We start from the raw sequence: 17616 nt of genomic DNA on the forward strand, positions 1-17616 counted from the left end.
CGGGCTATAAAAGATATGGGCATATCTGAAGGGAGATATTTATGAAGAAGTATACATATGACGCGTTTATCAGCTATAGTCATAATGAAAAGGATGCTTTTGCGGCAGAACAGCTTCATAAGACATTAGAACATTATCATATTCCCAAAAGAATACAGCAGAGTTCGGGAAAAAAGAAGATTGAAAGAGTATTTCGGGATCGGGAGGAAATGCCGATTTCTTTTAACCTTGCCAGTAATATTCAGGAAGCACTGGATCAGTCAGAATTTTTGATCCTGATGTGTTCCCCCAATTCGATCAAATCAGAGTGGGTTCAAAGAGAAGTGGAGACATTCCTGAAAAGTCATAGCAAAGAGCAGGTTCTGACCGTTTTGTTAGAGGGAGAACCGGAGAAAGTATTTCCGGAAGTTCTCTGTTATGAAGAAAGAAAGGTAGAATCGGAAGATGGAACGGAGCAGACGGTAAAGGTCAAAATTGAACCGATGGCTGCAGATATCAGGGGGAAAGATAAGAGTGAGATCAAAAAGAAGATCGAGCAGGAAAGCCTCAGGATTCTGGCAAAGATGCTGGGGTGTACTTATGATACATTGCGACAGCGGCACAGGGAATATGCACTTCACAGAATGATGGCGGTTCTGGGTGGTGTTGCCGGTGTGGCAGTGGTTTTTACGATATATGCATTTCACCAGTCCGCAAAGATCAATGAACGTTATCAGGAATCCAGAAGAAATCAGGCCAGATATCTTTCACAGATTTCAACCGATCTTTTAGATGGAGGAGACAGAGAAAATGCCCTGCTGACAGCACTTGCAGTTGTGCCTGAAGACTCCGATTCAGATGAACCGGTAGCAGAAGAGCAGATGTATGCATTGAATGAAGCACTGCATTCTTACGAGCATGAGGAGCACCTCAATTACAAACCGTTGTATAAATATGAAATGAGTGGAAATACTTATTCTTCACAGTCACAGAGTTCGGGAATGCTGAGTGAGGACGGACAAACTTATTTCTGTGTGGATCAGCTTGGCAATGCCTATGTGCTGAATGTAGAGGATGGAAGCTGTATCTGGAAGATTGCTCCGGGTGAATGGGAGACAAAAGAGACGAATGGATTTCGGAAGATTCTTCCTGTAAAAGACGAGAAGGCAGTATTGATTACAAAGAAAGGCATTTTTTATATTGACTGGAAAAAGCAGCAACTGATAAGAGAGATGAAAAATGACGCCGAAGAAGATTTCTTGTCCGAACGGGATCGGGACGGGGCATGCTGCACTGTATCGGGAACGAATCTGGCGATTGCCAACGGACACTATTTGTGGGTGTATGACCTGGAGAGTGGAGAATGTCAGCTCCAGAGTCAGTATGACCAGGAGAAATATAGTTCAGATCAGGCGAATGCGATTGCGTTTGATGAAAAGGCAGAAAATGTATTTCTTGCGTTGGGAAAAGAATTGGAATATGCTGAGCCTTCTGCATCAGAAAGCAAAGAGAGTGTGTTGAAAATCCGGATTTCTACAGGAGAAAAATCTCGGGTCGCAACAGAAAAAGCGAAAAAGATATGTGCAGTAAGTGAAAACCAGATGGCTGTGCTGCATATGGAATGCATCAATGAGGATGAGGTAATTGATCATGGTGGAATGAGTGCTGTCCAGGCAAAGTACTGGATTACTTTATATGATACAGAGGAGGGAAAAAAGCAGTGGAGTAGTGTGCCGTATACTGTTTCGGGTTATACCATACCGGAAACGCTTTTGCTTCGGGACATGGAAATTAATGGGGAACTTAAAAAAGTGCTGGTTGTCAGTGTGAAAGACAGGATTCAGCTCATTGATGCAGAGAACGGTACTGTAATACGGGAAGGAATCTTCCGGGAAGATATTGTAAATGTTGTCCAGGCAGATAAGAGAAGATTGCTCGTGGGTCTGTCAGATGGAAGTGTGATGATTGGAACAGTCGAAGATATGTCAGCCAATATGGAAGTTGGCAGTGTTTCGGGAAAAATATTAGATTTCACATTCAGTCCGGAGCATCAGCAGGTCATCTGGACAATGAAATCTGGAAAAAGGCTTGTTTTTGGGGAAAAGCAGACAGATCAACAGATGAAGTCGGTAAATCTGGAAAAAGAAAATGATGTGGATTCTGTGAAATACACTACATGGACAGATCAGAAGGGAAAAGAACAAAATTATCGCATCATTGAATATAACGGTTTGCAGACAGATTTAAAAGAAGGAGTCAGAGTATACAGAACAGGGACATCGGATCTTATTTTTCAGTATGAGTGTAAGACCGCAGGCGGAATGATTTCGGAAGTGAAATTCTCTGATATAGATGGAAATCCGGGGCTGTCGTTTAAAGTAATAGAAAAATATGAAAGCAATGAGTTGGGAAAAAGGTATGAATCCAAATATGTGACAGCAGATCTTAACAGTGGAAAAATCTGTTCCGAGCAGACGGAAGACGAGGTCGAAAATCAGTTTGATTCTGTATCAGCAGTAGAGGTTGGAAATAAAGGTCTTGCAGTCATGTATGGTAATGAAGATTTTACGGCAGCTAATAAAGAAATAAGTTTCATGACGGGAAGTCTGACAGAAAAAGGGATTCAGTTTAGCAAAAAGGCAAAGTCCCATCAAGTGACAGAAGAGGGTCGGGGGGTTAATTGGGTTTCTATAACCGCAGACGACAGGTATGTGCTTTTTCACATAGATAATAAGGATGATACATATTGCCTGAAAGTCTGGAATGTGGAAAAGGAAAAATGGGAGTCTTATGACGGACAGACAGAACTTCTGGTTTTAGATGCGAGAGATAAGAGGAATAGTATGTCGATCGGTGCAGAAAAGAATTTGCTGGCAACTTATACTCAGGATGGAATGATTCATGTATTTGATCTGGAAAAAGGAACAGAAGCCCAGACACTCAAGTGTGGAAATTATAAAAAGATCCAGATGGGATTCTGTGCAAATAATCAGTATCTGGTCACATATGATGACTCAGAAATGATTACATTGTGGGATATTTCCGAAGGAAAAATACTGATGAAGGAAGAATACGACAGTAAAACATCAATTGAAAGTTTATATACAAATGGAAGTGGATGGTATTTCGGAGTCGGATTTTATGGATATACACTTGGTGATGAGGGATTTTATACTTCCGAACTGATGCTGTATTCGATTGATAAAGAAGGAAAATTTTATAAGTATGCATATATTCCGGCAGGGTATGCGGATTATACGGGCAAAGAAATTTGTGTGGCTTCCGGTGAGGGATGGTATAGCCCATTTTATAGTTTCAGTGAATTGAGGAAGCGTGCGGAGAAAGAAATGGCCGGTAAAAGTCTGAGTGATGCAGATAAAAACCGCTACTTTATTTCGGAATAAAAGAGAGAATGAGGAAAAAGAGATGATCTGGAAAATTTGCTTTGCAATGTCACTGATCTTTCTGGCAGCAGGGGCAGTGATGTTCTTTTATAAGCGATATCATGGAAAAGGCGGAGTGAGATATTTAGGCGGTGGAGTTTTCCTGTCTGCAGTATCCATCTGCTTTCCGGTCATGCATCTGACTGAAAATGATGGATTTGCACTGGCGATGAGCATTTCACAGAGCATCAGAATGTTTGTGATTGATACGGGAACGTCGGATATTCTGGATGTCTTGCAGCAAGATGCTCTTGGGAGTATTTATATTCCTTATAAAATTGTCGTATGCATATTATATTTGCTTGGCCCGGTCTTTACATTGAGCGTAGTGCTGCGGTATTTTTCTAACTTTTTTGAGAGGCTGAGAATTTTTTTCAGTAGCAGAAAAAATCTTTACATCTTTTCAGATCTAACAGAGAAGTCACTTGAAGTTGCCACAAATCTCGTGGAAAAGGATGAAAAAAAGAAATCTGCGATTTTATTTTGTAATTCAAATGCCAAAGATGATGAAAATGTAGAGCTGGAAGAAAAGGCAAGAGTGATCGGTGCGATTCTTGTCCCACAGGAGGCCTCCCGGTTGCATCTGAAGAATAAAAAAAGGTATCTTACCTATTTTCAGATCTCGGATGATGAAGAAAAAAACCTGGATTGCACGTTAGCAATGATTGACCGGATGACCGAAAAGAATCTCAAAAAATATGGGGCTACGGAACAGAATATTACCATTTACTGCTTTGCTTCAGGAGATGAAAAGGAAATTTTGCTGGATGCAAAAGATAAAAGAAATCTCAGAGTAATTTTGATCGATGAGATCAGGGATTCTGTCTATGAGCATTTATATCGTTATCCACTCTATGCAAATCAGAACAGTACAGAGGAAAATGGAAAGTTGTCCGTTCTGATCGTCGGAGGTGGGAAAATCGGTACAGAATTTTTAAAAGCTACGGTATGGATGGGACAGATGAAGAGTTTGGATCTTGAGATTTATATGATTGATCTGAAAGGAAATCTTCGGAGAAAATCATTAAGTGCAAGATGCCCGGAACTGCTGCAGGAAGATTCTGATTATCAGATTGACATCCATAAGGGAAATATTTTCAGTAAAAAAATAGAGCTGTATCTGAATGAACTGAAAGATATCAACTATTGTATGGTATCTCTTGGTGAAGATGAAAAAAGTCTCAGGGCGGCACTGGCCCTTCGGGGATATTTTTATCGCAGATATAAAAAGGTTCAGCCGGTGATCAGCGTTTATGTGGAGAGTAGAAAGAAAAGAGAAGCAATCCGGAATCTGAATGAGACAACCAGGACAAAAGAAAAATATTATTATGATATTGTACCTTTCGGAAATGGTGGAATCTATCAAAGTCAGCAAGGCAGTGAAGCATTATTGATCGAATATCTTGGACTGGGTATTCATGCACATTACTGCAGACTGAAGAAAGAAGATAACCGGGAAACTCGAAGAGAAGTAATAAAAGGTTATTATAGCAGACAGTATAATCGCAGGTCGAGTATTGCAGGTGGAATGCATATTAGTTCAAAGCTTTGGGAAATGGGACTTGGAATTATAAGAGTACCTGAAAATGAGTGTGAAAAGAAACTGTTTCAAAAATTTGTCCATCCGGTAAACTATGAAGAAAGAACCGAAAATATAAGAAAAACCTGTTATAGTCTGGAGCATGATCGCTGGATGGCGTATGTCCGGGCAGAGGGCTGGAGTCTTGCAACAGAAGGTGGCAAAAATATAGATGACATCAGGGAATGTTACGAACAGTATTGTCAGGTATTCAAAAATCAGAATTATCCAGATAAACTGCATCCGGCTCTGATTCCGCTGGAAAGTGATGATCCACAGATTGCAACACTTCAGCAGGTAGATGATATGATTGTTCAAGTGAATAAGAAATTAGGGCTTGAATATGAACCGCGTTATGTAGAATCTGACGAGGAAGTAGTCGATCATATTGGCGAAATAGTTTCCGGGGAATGGTGCGGTGAAGAAGGGATTGTTCTCAATGGAAGAGTGGTTCAGGCAAATGAATGGATCATCGCAGATCTTGGAGAAATCCTGCAGTACGATACAGAAATTTTAAAGAGAGAGGAAGCCAAAATGAGTTTGGAGAAAAGGCTGGCATTGCAATATGAAATGATGCGGTGCAGAAATGGGAAAATTAGTCTGTAAATAATGAAAGAAGAAAATAGAAGGGAGTCTTGAATGAGTATACTAAATGTTGAACATCTGACGCACGGTTTTGGAGACAGGGCAATCTTCACAGACGTGTCATTCCGTCTGTTGAAGGGAGAGCATATCGGGCTGGTCGGAGCAAATGGAGAAGGAAAGTCCACTTTTATGAATATTGTCACGGGAAAGCTTATGCCGGATGAGGGAAAGGTAGAGTGGTCGAAGAATGTCCATGCAGGGTATCTGGATCAGCATGCCGTGTTAAAGCAGGGGATGACGATCAGGGAAGTTCTGAAATCAGCTTTTGACCCGCTTCTGCAAAAAGAAATAAGAATGAACGAGATCTGCGATCTGTTAGGAACTGCAGATGAGGAAGAAATGAATCTTCTGATGGAAGAACTGGGAACGATACAGGATGAGCTGACGTTGCATGATTTTTATACCATTGATGCAAAAGTGGAAGAGGTTGCAAGAGCCTTAGGACTTCTTGATCTTGGCCTGGACCGGGATGTAACTGATCTGAGTGGTGGACAGCGAACCAAAGTACTGCTGGCAAAACTCCTGTTGGAAAAGCCGGACATTCTTTTGCTGGACGAGCCAACGAATTATCTGGATGAAGAGCATATTGCATGGCTGAAAAGATATCTTTTAGATTATGAAAACGCATTTATCCTGATTTCACATGATATTCCGTTCCTAAATGAAGTGGTTAATATCATTTATCATATGGAAAATCAGGAATTGAACCGTTACGTGGGAGATTACAATCATTTCCAGGAAGTTTATGCTGTGAAAAAAGCACAACTGGAGGCAGCATACCGCAGACAACAGCAGGAGATCAGTGAACTGAAAGATTTCGTGGCAAGAAATAAAGCGAGAGTTTCTACAAGAAATATGGCGATGTCCAGACAAAAAAAGCTGGACAAGATGGATCTGATCGAATTGGCAGGGGAACGGCCAAAGCCGGAATTTCATTTCCGGTATGGAAGAACTCCGGGAAAAATGCTCTTCGAGACAAAGGATCTTGTGACGGGATATGACGAGCCGCTGTCAAAACCTCTGAATTTCTCTATGGAACGAGGACAGAAGGTCGCACTGGTTGGAACGAACGGAATCGGGAAGACGACATTGCTGAAAAGTATCCTGGGGCTGATCCCGGCACTGGAAGGGAACTGTGAACTTGGAGATAATCTGGAGGTCGGTTACTTTGAACAGGAAGTAAAAGGTGAAAATAAAAATACATGTATAGAAGAGCTGTGGCAGGAGTTTCCGTCCTGTACCCAGTATGAAATCCGCTCTGCACTGGCAAAATGTGGACTGACGACAAAGCACATAGAAAGTCAGGTCAGGGTCCTGAGTGGTGGCGAGCAGGCAAAGGTACGCCTGTGCAAGCTTTTGAACCGGGATACGAATCTTCTTCTGCTGGATGAACCGACGAACCATCTGGATGTTGATGCAAAAGATTCTCTGAAGAAAGCTTTGCAGGAATACCGGGGAAGCATCCTTCTGATCTGTCATGAACCGGAGTTTTATGAGGATGTGGTGGATGAAGTCTGGGATATGAGCCAGTGGACGACCAAAATCTTCTAAAATTGCACAAATGCAAATATGAGTTAATTGTAGAAAAATAACGAAAATGTTTGAAAATTAGAAAAATCCTTAAATTTAACCTGAAATAATGATAAAATATACAAGGATAGTCTGTTAATAGAGAATATGAATGAAAGGTCTCTGTATTATTGGCAATAATTGAAGTATAAGATGATGTTGGGGTCAAAAGCCCCCAACAATGATGCCAACGGATTGTTTCGTGCTACGCACTCCCACAATCCTACCCGCTATTCGCATATCATGGCGTTTACGCCCCACTTTTATGCTCATATCGGGGCGGGTCTCAAGGTCATTTTACCACCAGTGTGCAAGCACACGTGGTTTCAGACCTTTTGACCCTGACATCATAAGATTCAGGAAAAGGAGGATTTGAAATGCTCAGCAGAGGAGATGCGGTAGTTTATAAATGCAGAGGAATGTATAAAGTGGAAGAAATTGGTACGCTGGATTTTTCATTTGCGGACAGTAAAAAGAAGTATTATACGTTACAGTCCATAGAAGATGCAAAGGATAAGGCTTATGTACCTACAGATGATGAAAAAAATATCCGTCGGCCGGTGAGCTTTGAAGAGGCAAAGCATTTACTGGACTGCGTAGATAAGATCGAAGTGCTGAGCGTAAAAAATGAAAAGTTCCGGGAACAGGAGTATAAAGATTGTATTTCGGATTTTAAACCGGAGAACTGGGTGAGAGTCCTGAGAACTCTCTATACAAGGACAAAGCGGCGTGGCAGTATGACAAGTATGGACAAGAAATATCAGATGCTGCTGGAGCATGCCCTGTACAGTGAAATGCAGTATGTTCTTGGAATTTCGGCAGCAGAGCTGTCCAGGCTGCTTACATCAAATCTTGCGAAAATATAATGCACATGATATACTTCTCCTGAATGTAAATTTAGGAGAAGTTTTTACTGGAAACTGAAAGGAGAAAAGACGAATGAAGATGCTGTCGATCGAGCAGGAACTGAAGAACAATTCTTATCCGGGAAGAGGGATCATTATCGGAAAGACCCCTGATGGAAAAAAGGCTGTCACTGCCTATTTCATTATGGGACGGAGTGAAAATAGCCGGAATCGCGTATTTGTGGAAGAGGGAGAAGGGATTCATACACAGGCGTTTGATCCGTCAAAGCTGACTGACCCGAGTCTGATCATTTATGCACCTGTAAGAGTTCTTGGGAATAAGACGATCGTGACCAACGGAGACCAGACGGATACGATCTACGAAGGAATGGATAGACAGCTTACATTTGAGCAGTCTCTCAGAAGCAGGGAATTTGAACCGGATGCTCCAAATTATACACCACGTATTTCAGGTGTGATGCACATTGAAAATGGAAGATACAATTACGCAATGTCCATCTTGAAGAGTAATAATGGCAACCCGGAGAGCTGCAACCGCTATACATTTGCCTATGAGAACCCGGCAGCAGGAGAGGGACATTTTATCCATACTTATATGTGCGATAGTGATCCACTCCCAAGTTTTGAAGGAGAGCCGAAGCTGATCCAGGTACCTGACAGTATGGAAGAATTTACAGAACTTCTCTGGAACAGTTTGAATCAGGAAAATAAAGTTTCTCTTTTTGTACGTTATATTGATATTGAGACAGGTAAGTACGAGACAAAGATCGTAAATAAAAATCAGAAATAGAAAGAACGGTAACCAGACAGATCAGATCACGAAAGAATGGAGAAGAAGAATGAACGAATTAGAACTGAAATATGGATGTAACCCGAATCAGAAACCGTCAAGAATTTATATGAATGATGGAAGTGAACTGCCGATCAAAGTTTTATGCGGACGACCAGGTTATATTAATTTTTTAGATGCTTTTAATGGATGGCAACTGGTATCAGAGCTTAAAAAGGCAACCGGCCTTCCGGCAGCTACTTCTTTTAAGCACGTATCTCCGGCAGGGGCAGCCGTAGGACTTCCGCTGACAGAGACCCTGGCAAAAATTTACTGGGTGGATGATCTGGGAGACCTTTCTCCATTGGCAAGTGCTTATGCACGTGCCAGAGGTGCGGACAGAATGTCTTCTTTTGGAGATTTCATTTCTTTGTCAGATGTATGTGATGTAGATACGGCAAGACTGATCAAGAGAGAAGTTTCAGATGGAGTGATCGCACCTGGATATGAACCGGAAGCTCTGGAACTTCTGAAGCAGAAGAAAAAAGGAAATTATAATATCATTCAGATCGACCCGGATTATGTCCCGGCTCCGCTTGAGCATAAAGAGGTCTTCGGAATTACTTTTGAACAGGGAAGGAATGAACTTCATATTGATAAAGATTTCTTCTCCAATGTTGTGACTGAGAATAAAGTGATTCCGGATGCAGCAAAAATCGATCTTGCGATTTCAATGATCACTTTAAAATATACACAGTCTAATTCTGTATGCTATGTAAAGGACGGACAGGCAATCGGAATCGGAGCAGGACAGCAGTCCAGAATCCATTGTACACGCCTTGCGGGACAGAAAGCAGATAACTGGTGGCTTCGTCAGAATCCAAAAGTCCTGGATTTACAGTTTAAGGATGGAATAGGACGGGCAGACCGTGATAATGCAATTGATCTTTATATTGGAGAGGAATATATGGATATTCTTGCGGACGGAGTATGGGAAAATACATTTAAGGTAAAACCGGAAGTGTTTACAAGAGAAGAGAAGCGTGCATGGCTGGATCAGATGACAGATGTAGCACTTGGCTCTGATGCGTTCTTCCCATTTGGAGATAATATCGAACGTGCCAATAAGAGCGGCGTAAAATATATTGCACAGCCGGGCGGCTCTGTGAGAGATGATAATGTGATCGCAACATGCAATAAATATCAGATGGCGATGGCATTTACAGGTATTCGTCTGTTCCATCATTAATCGGGCAGACCGTGAGATTCCGGGTACAGAAAAGAGGCAGAAACTATGATAATAGAGACAAGAAGTCCTGAAGAGACATTTCAGGTCGGAAAAAGTCTTGGTGAAAAAGCATATCCCGGTCAGGTGATTACCCTGACCGGAGATCTTGGTGTGGGAAAAACCGTATTTACGCAGGGGCTTGCAAAAGGGCTTGGGATTGAAGAGCCGGTGAATAGCCCTACGTTTACGATTGTCCAGGTATATGAAGGAGGGCGTCTGCCCTTTTATCATTTTGATGTTTACCGGATCGGCGATGTTGAAGAGATGGATGAAGTAGGATTTGATGAATATGTGTCGGGTGAGGGCGTCTCACTGATCGAGTGGGCAAATCTGATCGAGGAGATCCTGCCGGAGAACCGGGTGAACATTACCATTGAGAAAGATCTGGAACAGGGATTCGACTTCCGAAGGATCACAATAGAGGAAAGAAGGAAGAGTAACGTATGAGAGTATTGGCAATAGACAGTTCGGGTTTAACTGCGACCGTAGGGATCGTTGAAGATACGCAGACCATTGCGGAATATACTGTGAATTATAAAAAGACGCATTCTCAGACTCTTCTTCCAATGATCGATGAGATGACAAGAATGGTAGATCTGGATCTTTCTACCCTGGATGCGATCGCGGTGGCAGGAGGCCCCGGATCATTTACAGGACTGAGGATCGGATCGGCAACTGCAAAGGGACTTGGACTGGCACTGAACAAACCGTTGATCCATGTACCGACTGTGGATGCACTGGCTTATAATGTTTATGGATGCACAGATGTGATCTGTCCGATTATGGATGCAAGAAGAAAGCAGGTATATACGGGTCTTTATACTTTCGTAAAGGGAAAGGACAGCAGGAAAGGACTTGAAGAACCGGAATTTCAGGTGATGGAAAAGCAGATGGCACTTCCGGTGGAAGAACTGATTCGGAAACTGAACCGTTATGGACGTCCGGTTGTATTCCTTGGAGATGGTGTGCCGGTCTATGAAGAAATGATAGAAGCGGGTATGGAAGTTCCGTATTCTTTTGCACCGGCATATATGAACAGGCAGAGAGCAGCCGTGGTTGGATCTCTTGGAATCTGCTATTACCGTGAAGGTAAATTCGAGACAGCAGCAGAGCATAAACCAGATTACCTGCGGATATCACAGGCAGAACGGGAACGTGCAGAAAAAGAAAAAAATGCAAAGCCGGAAGTCCGTGGTATGACGATAGAAGATGGTGCGGCGGTAGCAGAGATGGAGCATCAGAGTTTTTCAGATGCGTGGAGTGAAAAAGCGGTTCTGGAAACGCTCAGACAGCCGACAGCTCTCTGTCTTGTGGCAGAGAAGGCCGGAAGACGGGTCGGATATCTGCTTGCATACCAGGCGGCGGACGAGATTGAGATTGCAAGAGTTGCCGTTGTGGAAGAAGTAAAACGTCAGGGGGTAGGTACTGCACTGATGAAGAAACTTCAGGAAGAGGGAACGCAGCGAAAGGCTGGAAAGATCCTTCTTGATGTACGCGAAAAAAATCATATGGCACAGGCATTTTATGAAAAAATTGGATTTAAAGAGGATGGGATCAGAAAGAGGTTTTATACTGAACCGGAAGAAGATGCTGTGTTGATGAGTATGCAGATCAGCGGATAACCATCACTTTCCAGTAGGCATAGAGGCATACGCTCGCTATAATGAAAGCGTGATAAAGAAAATGACAGTTACGCAGGAGGAGATTGTATGCACCAGTATCAATTAAAAAAGACGAAAGAAATTTCAAAGATCATTTGTAATCAGTGCGGAAGAGAGATCAGTGTCATAAATGGAAGACCGGAGGAAGAAGTTCTTTGTGTGGAGCATACCTGGGGCTATTTTTCTGAAAAGGACGGGGAGCATCATCAATTTGACTTATGTGAGGAGTGTTATGACCGGTTATTGAAGGGGTTCCTCATTCCGGCTGAAATTGAAAAATAAGAATAGAGGAAAAATATGTTAGATGTATGTTTACTTGGAAGCGGAGGCATGATGCCGCTTCCTTATCGTTTTCTGACAGCATTGATGACCCGTTATAACGGGAGCAGTCTCCTGATTGACTGTGGAGAAGGAACACAGGTTGCTGTAAAGGAAAAAGGATGGAGTTTTAAACCGATTGATGTGATCTGCTTTACTCATTATCATGGGGACCATATCAGTGGACTTCCGGGACTGCTTCTTACCATGGGAAATGCGGACCGTAAAGAACCGTTGACGCTGATAGGGCCTAAGGGACTTGAGCGGGTAGTAGGCTGCCTGAGGGTCATCGCACCGGAGCTGCCGTTTCCGATCATTTACAAAGAAATTGAAGGAGCGGAACAATGTTTTGAAATGAATGGATATCGTTTGAAGGCATTTCGTGTAAACCATAATGTGCTTTGTTACGGATATACCATCGAGATTGACCGGTCAGGAAAATTTGATCCTGTAAGAGCGAAAGAACAGAATATTCCTCAAAAATACTGGAGTGTTCTCCAACGGGGAGAATGTGTGGATGCAGAGGAAGGACATTTCACCCCTGAGATGGTTCTTGGACCGCCGAGGAAGGGAATCAAATTGACTTATACGACAGATACCAGACCCACTGATTCTATACGGAAGAATGCGAAGGATTCCGATCTCTTCATTTGCGAAGGAATGTACGGTGAAAAAGAAAAGGCAGCAAAAGCAGTGGAATATAAGCATATGACCTTTTATGAAGCGGCTGAACTGGCGAAAGAGACGCGGGTGAAAGAGCTGTGGCTTACGCATTACAGCCCGTCACTGACCAGACCGGAACCTTATATGGAAGACGTAAGAAAGATTTTCCCAAATGCAAAAGCCGGAAAAGACGGAAAATCAGTAGATCTTATGTTTGAAGAATGAGAGGCGTGAAAAAATGAAGGAAAGTAAAGATGTAACAATACTGGCGATTGAAAGTTCCTGTGATGAAACTGCAGCAGCAGTTGTACGGAATGGAAGGGAAGTCCTTTCAAATGTGATTTCTTCACAGATTGATCTGCATAAGCTTTATGGTGGTGTTGTCCCTGAAATTGCATCAAGAAAGCATATTGAGAAAATTAATCAGGTGATAGAAGAGGCTTTGAAAGAAGCCGGTAAGACGTTAGATGATATAGATGCGATCGGGGTGACATATGGTCCCGGTCTTGTTGGTGCACTTCTTGTTGGTGTGGCAGCGGCGAAGGCGATTGCCTGGGCGAGAAAAATCCCATTGGTCGGAGTTCATCATATCGAAGGGCATATTTCAGCAAACTATATTGAACATCCGGATCTTGAACCACCGTTTCTTTGTTTGGTGGCATCAGGAGGACATACGCACCTTGTAAAGGTAGAAGATTATGGAAAATATGAAATTCTTGGACGGACCAGAGATGATGCGGCGGGTGAGGCGTATGATAAGGTGGCACGTGCAATCGGACTTGGATATCCGGGTGGACCGAAAATTGACAGGATTGCAAAAGAAGGAAATCCGGATGCAGTGAAATTCCCGAAAGCAAAGGTTGACGGGGCAGAATATGACTTTAGCTTCAGTGGACTGAAATCAGCAGTGCTGAATTATATTAATGGCTGTAAAATGAAAGGTGAGAGCTTTGATCCGGCGGATCTGGCTGCGTCATTCCAGAAAGCAGTTGTAGAAGTGCTGGTAGGAAATTCAATGAAAGCAGCAGAAGAACTGGGGATCTCAAAATTCGCAATCGCAGGCGGAGTGGCTTCAAATTCAGCTTTGCGTGCGGCAATGATCGAGGCATGTGAAAAAAGAAAAATGAAATTCTATCGTCCGTCTCCGATTCTTTGTACGGATAATGCAGCAATGATCGGGGCAGCAGCTTACTATGAATATATTTCAGGAGCAAGAGCAGGACTGGATCTGAACGCAGTTCCGAACCTGAAATTGGGAGAACGCTGAGATGAATAAGGATAAAATGGAAAAATCATATTGTACGGCTATCGTACTGGCGGCGGGCAGTGGAAAAAGAATGGGAACAACTACACATAAGCAGTATTTACTTATGGGAGGGCATCCTGTCCTTTTTTATTCGTTACGCACTTTTCAGGAGTCGGAGTTTATAGATGAGATTATACTGGTTACAGGAAAAGATGAGCAGGAATATTGCAGGAAAGAGATCGTAGACCAGTATGGCTTTACAAAAGTCAGCAGGATTGTTGAAGGTGGAGCTGAACGGTTCAATTCGGTATGGAATGGTTTGCAGGTAATAAAAAGAAAGGGATATGTATATATTCATGATGGTGCAAGACCGTTTATAGATGAAGGTATCATAGAAAGAGCGTATGAGTGTGTCTGCAAGTCTGATGCCTGTATCGCGGGAATGCCGGTGAAAGATACAATTAAAATTGTAAATGAAAGACAACGGGTGGAGTCTACACCGGATCGGGCAACATTGTGGGCAATACAGACACCACAGGTTTTTTTAGCAGATCTTCTTTTAAAGGCATACGGGAAATTGATGAAGCAGAATTGGATCCAGGTAACGGATGATGCGATGGTAGTAGAGAAGATGCTTAATCATGAAGTGCAGGTTTTTACGGGAAAATATGAAAATATTAAGATTACAACCCCAGAGGATCTGGTGATTGCAGAAGCTTTTTTAGGTAAATAATACATATTTTTAATAAACTGCAAGAATATAAAAAAATAGCGAAAAAAATAGTAAAAAAGTGTTGACATTTCGTAAAGTACTATGATAGAATAATCAACGTCGCAAATGCGATACAACTTAATAGTTTGCTGAAATCGGCAATTAGGTATCTTGGAGAGGTATCGAAGTGGTCATAACGAGGCGGTCTTGAAAACCGTTTGTCCGAAAGGGCGCGTGGGTTCGAATCCCACCCTCTCCGCTCTTGGAGAAGTACCCAAGCTGGCCGAAGGGGCTCCCCTGGAAAGGGAGTAGGTCGTTAGTAGCGGCGCGAGGGTTCAAATCCCTCCTTCTCCGTTTGTTTAAGACTGAGTTTAGAAAAGGGATTTTCACCAGTTGGAAAACAACGCTGAAATGCCGAAAAAGGATGAAAAAGTTCTTGACAAGTGAAAGCGAAAATGATAAACTGTTAAGGCTGATTCGTGAGAAACGGCAAAGAAAAAGAATTGAAAAAAATCTTGACAAATGAAAAAGCTTATGATAATATAAATAAGCTTGTTGCTGAAAAGCAACCAAATAGCTTTGAAAAAAGTTAAAAAAGTTCTTGACAAAGAGAAAGGCTTTTGATAAAATATAAAAGCTGTCGCTTGAAAAGAACAGCAGAAAAGAACCTTGATAACTGAACAATAGACAACAACAACCCTTGAAAATTTCTTTAAGAGAAAAATTCAAAGAACGGTTTGAAACAAACCAAAACAACAGTAAAAAGGGAAGAATTAGCTAGCAAGTTGGTTCTGAACTGGATACAAACACTTTTAACGAGAGTTTGATCCTGGCTCAGGATGAACGCTGGCGGCGTGCTTAACACATGCAAGTCGAGCGAAGCACTTTGCTTTGATTTCTTCGGGATGAAGAGCTTAGTGACTGAGCGGCGGACGGGTGAGTAACGCGTGGGTAACCTGCCTCATACAGGGGGATAACAGTTAGAAATGACTGCTAATACCGCATAAGACCACAGCACCGCATGGTGCAGGGGTAAAAACTCCGGTGGTATGAGATGGACCCGCGTCTGATTAGTTAGTTGGTGGGGTAACGGCCTACCAAGGCGACGATCAGTAGCCGACCTGAGAGGGTGACCGGCCACATTGGGACTGAGACACGGCCCAAACTCCTACGGGAGGCAGCAGTGGGGAATATTGCACAATGGGGGAAACCCTGATGCAGCGACGCCGCGTGAGCGAAGAAGTATTTCGGTATGTAAAGCTCTATCAGCAGGGAAGAAAATGACGGTACCTGACTAAGAAGCCCCGGCTAACTACGTGCCAGCAGCCGCGGTAATACGTAGGGGGCAAGCGTTATCCGGATTTACTGGGTGTAAAGGGAGCGTAGACGGAGCAGCAAGTCTGATGTGAAAACCCGGGGCTCAACCCCGGGACTGCATTGGAAACTGTTGATCTGGAGTGCCGGAGAGGTAAGCGGAATTCCTAGTGTAGCGGTGAAATGCGTAGATATTAGGAGGAACACCAGTGGCGAAGGCGGCTTACTGGACGGTAACTGACGTTGAGGCTCGAAAGCGTGGGGAGCAAACAGGATTAGATACCCTGGTAGTCCACGCCGTAAACGATGACTACTAGGTGTCGGGTGGCAAAGCCATTCGGTGCCGCAGCCAACGCAATAAGTAGTCCACCTGGGGAGTACGTTCGCAAGAATGAAACTCAAAGGAATTGACGGGGACCCGCACAAGCGGTGGAGCATGTGGTTTAATTCGAAGCAACGCGAAGAACCTTACCTGCTCTTGACATCCCGGTGACGGCAGAGTAATGTCTGCTTTTCTTCGGAACACCGGTGACAGGTGGTGCATGGTTGTCGTCAGCTCGTGTCGTGAGATGTTGGGTTAAGTCCCGCAACGAGCGCAACCCCTATCTTCAGTAGCCAGCGGTAAGGCCGGGCACTCTGGAGAGACTGCCAGGGATAACCTGGAGGAAGGTGGGGATGACGTCAAATCATCATGCCCCTTATGAGCAGGGCTACACACGTGCTACAATGGCGTAAACAAAGGGAAGCGAACCCGCGAGGGTGGGCAAATCCCAAAAATAACGTCTCAGTTCGGATTGTAGTCTGCAACTCGACTACATGAAGCTGGAATCGCTAGTAATCGCGAATCAGAATGTCGCGGTGAATACGTTCCCGGGTCTTGTACACACCGCCCGTCACACCATGGGAGTCAGTAACGCCCGAAGTCAGTGACCCAACCGTAAGGAGGGAGCTGCCGAAGGTGGGACCGATAACTGGGGTGAAGTCGTAACAAGGTAGCCGTATCGGAAGGTGCGGCTGGATCACCTCCTTTCTAAGGAAGAAAAAAGTAGAGGAATTTTACTGTTGTCTATTGTTGGGTTATCAAGTAACCTAAAGTTTTTGGTGGCGATGCGTTCAGGGGAAACACCCGTTCCCATCCCGAACACGATGGTAAAGACCTGAACGGCCGATGGTACTGCACTGGAGACGGTGTGGGAGAGTAGGTGGCCGCCAAATTAAAAAAGAATATGGGCTTATAGCTCAGCTGGTTAGAGCGCACGCCTGATAAGCGTGAGGTCGGTGGTTCGAGTCCACTTAAGCCCACTTACTTATGTAAACTTTATAAATGAGAAAAGAAAGTATGTGTAAGTAGTATTATGGGGGATTAGCTCAGTTGGGAGAGCGCCTGCCTTGCAAGCAGGAGGTCACGAGTTCGACTCTCGTATTCTCCACTGATTCCGGAAGGAGTCAATAGTGTACCTTGAAAACTGCATATAGTGAAAATCAATAGATTAAGATAAATATCTAATCAAGACATCCGAGGTAATGTTAACAACATTAACTTAAGATCTGAAGAAAACAGATT

At 43.3% G+C, this 17616-nt stretch carries 13 protein-coding genes, 4 tRNA genes and 2 rRNA genes; all 19 read left to right on the forward strand.

Annotated features, from left to right (window positions below; translation table 11 throughout):
* Nucleotides 1–41: 41 nt before the first annotated feature.
* The 19 genes from NQ541_RS01700 (at nucleotide 42) to NQ541_RS01790 (ending at nucleotide 17482) form a co-directional block, all read left to right on the forward strand.
* Nucleotides 42–3383 (forward strand): toll/interleukin-1 receptor domain-containing protein, encoded by a 3342-nt coding sequence (locus tag NQ541_RS01700; protein WP_005609314.1) that lies wholly within the window; start codon nucleotides 42–44, stop codon nucleotides 3381–3383.
* 22 nt (nucleotides 3384–3405) lie between these two features.
* On the forward strand, nucleotides 3406–5607 hold the full coding sequence (locus NQ541_RS01705; protein ID WP_147644482.1) for a hypothetical protein: 2202 nt from the start codon (nucleotides 3406–3408) through the stop codon (nucleotides 5605–5607).
* A 33-nt stretch (nucleotides 5608–5640) separates the two neighbouring features.
* Nucleotides 5641–7197 (forward strand): ABC-F family ATP-binding cassette domain-containing protein, encoded by a 1557-nt coding sequence (locus NQ541_RS01710; RefSeq protein WP_005609312.1) that lies wholly within the window; start codon nucleotides 5641–5643, stop codon nucleotides 7195–7197.
* Nucleotides 7198–7368: 171 nt separating this feature from the next.
* Entirely contained in the window at nucleotides 7369–7554 is a 186-nt protein-coding gene (locus tag NQ541_RS13085) for a hypothetical protein (RefSeq protein ID WP_081442916.1), read from the forward strand.
* 38 nt (nucleotides 7555–7592) lie between these two features.
* Nucleotides 7593–8081 (forward strand): CarD family transcriptional regulator, encoded by a 489-nt coding sequence (locus NQ541_RS01720; protein ID WP_005609310.1) that lies wholly within the window; start codon nucleotides 7593–7595, stop codon nucleotides 8079–8081.
* Nucleotides 8082–8154: 73 nt separating this feature from the next.
* On the forward strand, nucleotides 8155–8871 hold the full coding sequence (locus NQ541_RS01725) for an IMP cyclohydrolase (RefSeq protein WP_005609308.1): 717 nt from the start codon (nucleotides 8155–8157) through the stop codon (nucleotides 8869–8871).
* Between the two features lie 49 nt (nucleotides 8872–8920).
* Nucleotides 8921–10099 carry a phosphoribosylaminoimidazolecarboxamide formyltransferase gene (locus NQ541_RS01730; RefSeq protein ID WP_005609306.1) on the forward strand — a complete coding sequence of 393 codons (1179 nt, stop codon included), beginning with the start codon at nucleotides 8921–8923 and terminating at the stop codon, nucleotides 10097–10099.
* Between the two features lie 45 nt (nucleotides 10100–10144).
* Nucleotides 10145–10585, forward strand: coding sequence for a tRNA (adenosine(37)-N6)-threonylcarbamoyltransferase complex ATPase subunit type 1 TsaE (gene tsaE, locus NQ541_RS01735; RefSeq protein WP_005609305.1), 441 nt, complete (start codon nucleotides 10145–10147; stop codon nucleotides 10583–10585).
* Nucleotides 10582–11760 carry a tRNA (adenosine(37)-N6)-threonylcarbamoyltransferase complex dimerization subunit type 1 TsaB gene (tsaB, locus tag NQ541_RS01740; RefSeq protein WP_005609303.1) on the forward strand — a complete coding sequence of 393 codons (1179 nt, stop codon included), beginning with the start codon at nucleotides 10582–10584 and terminating at the stop codon, nucleotides 11758–11760. The genes tsaE and tsaB overlap by 4 nt, the downstream gene beginning before the upstream one ends.
* A gap of 87 nt (nucleotides 11761–11847) precedes the next feature.
* The gene (locus NQ541_RS01745) at nucleotides 11848–12081 is read left to right on the forward strand and encodes a hypothetical protein (RefSeq protein ID WP_005609301.1); all 234 of its coding nucleotides are present in this window, start codon (nucleotides 11848–11850) and stop codon (nucleotides 12079–12081) included.
* 15 nt (nucleotides 12082–12096) lie between these two features.
* Entirely contained in the window at nucleotides 12097–13005 is a 909-nt protein-coding gene (locus tag NQ541_RS01750; RefSeq protein WP_005609300.1) for a ribonuclease Z, read from the forward strand.
* 13 nt (nucleotides 13006–13018) lie between these two features.
* Nucleotides 13019–14047 carry a tRNA (adenosine(37)-N6)-threonylcarbamoyltransferase complex transferase subunit TsaD gene (gene tsaD / locus NQ541_RS01755; protein WP_044939994.1) on the forward strand — a complete coding sequence of 343 codons (1029 nt, stop codon included), beginning with the start codon at nucleotides 13019–13021 and terminating at the stop codon, nucleotides 14045–14047.
* A gap of 1 nt (nucleotide 14048) precedes the next feature.
* The gene (gene ispD / locus NQ541_RS01760) at nucleotides 14049–14759 is read left to right on the forward strand and encodes a 2-C-methyl-D-erythritol 4-phosphate cytidylyltransferase (RefSeq protein ID WP_005609295.1); all 711 of its coding nucleotides are present in this window, start codon (nucleotides 14049–14051) and stop codon (nucleotides 14757–14759) included.
* 152 nt (nucleotides 14760–14911) lie between these two features.
* Nucleotides 14912–14997: transfer RNA gene (locus NQ541_RS01765), tRNA-Ser, on the forward strand.
* 5 nt (nucleotides 14998–15002) lie between these two features.
* Nucleotides 15003–15092: transfer RNA gene (locus tag NQ541_RS01770), tRNA-Ser, on the forward strand.
* Nucleotides 15093–15549: 457 nt separating this feature from the next.
* A 16S ribosomal RNA gene (locus NQ541_RS01775) occupies nucleotides 15550–17082 on the forward strand.
* A 67-nt stretch (nucleotides 17083–17149) separates the two neighbouring features.
* Nucleotides 17150–17267 (forward strand): 5S ribosomal RNA (rrf, locus tag NQ541_RS01780).
* A 13-nt stretch (nucleotides 17268–17280) separates the two neighbouring features.
* Nucleotides 17281–17354: transfer RNA gene (locus NQ541_RS01785), tRNA-Ile, on the forward strand.
* 55 nt (nucleotides 17355–17409) lie between these two features.
* Nucleotides 17410–17482 (forward strand) — tRNA-Ala (locus NQ541_RS01790).
* The last annotated feature ends 134 nt before the right edge of the window (nucleotides 17483–17616 follow it).

It is taken from the genome of [Ruminococcus] lactaris ATCC 29176, assembly GCF_025152405.1.
In the GTDB taxonomy this organism is placed as follows: domain Bacteria; phylum Bacillota; class Clostridia; order Lachnospirales; family Lachnospiraceae; genus Mediterraneibacter; species Mediterraneibacter lactaris.

Bases quoted from the DNA above. Each gene is read 5' to 3' on its own strand.
- NQ541_RS01745 (WP_005609301.1), top strand. From the start codon at position 11,848: ATGCACCAGTATCAATTAAAAAAGACGAAAGAAATTTCAAAGATCATT.
- NQ541_RS01725 (WP_005609308.1), top strand. From the start codon at position 8,155: ATGAAGATGCTGTCGATCGAGCAGGAACTGAAGAACAATTCTTATCCG.
- tsaB (WP_005609303.1), top strand. From the start codon at position 10,582: ATGAGAGTATTGGCAATAGACAGTTCGGGTTTAACTGCGACCGTAGGG.
- NQ541_RS01705 (WP_147644482.1), top strand. From the start codon at position 3,406: ATGATCTGGAAAATTTGCTTTGCAATGTCACTGATCTTTCTGGCAGCA.
- NQ541_RS13085 (WP_081442916.1), top strand. From the start codon at position 7,369: ATGATGTTGGGGTCAAAAGCCCCCAACAATGATGCCAACGGATTGTTT.
- NQ541_RS01700 (WP_005609314.1), top strand. From the start codon at position 42: ATGAAGAAGTATACATATGACGCGTTTATCAGCTATAGTCATAATGAA.
- NQ541_RS01720 (WP_005609310.1), top strand. From the start codon at position 7,593: ATGCTCAGCAGAGGAGATGCGGTAGTTTATAAATGCAGAGGAATGTAT.
- NQ541_RS01750 (WP_005609300.1), top strand. From the start codon at position 12,097: ATGTTAGATGTATGTTTACTTGGAAGCGGAGGCATGATGCCGCTTCCT.
- tsaD (WP_044939994.1), top strand. From the start codon at position 13,019: ATGAAGGAAAGTAAAGATGTAACAATACTGGCGATTGAAAGTTCCTGT.
- tsaE (WP_005609305.1), top strand. From the start codon at position 10,145: ATGATAATAGAGACAAGAAGTCCTGAAGAGACATTTCAGGTCGGAAAA.
- NQ541_RS01710 (WP_005609312.1), top strand. From the start codon at position 5,641: ATGAGTATACTAAATGTTGAACATCTGACGCACGGTTTTGGAGACAGG.
- ispD (WP_005609295.1), top strand. From the start codon at position 14,049: ATGAATAAGGATAAAATGGAAAAATCATATTGTACGGCTATCGTACTG.
- NQ541_RS01730 (WP_005609306.1), top strand. From the start codon at position 8,921: ATGAACGAATTAGAACTGAAATATGGATGTAACCCGAATCAGAAACCG.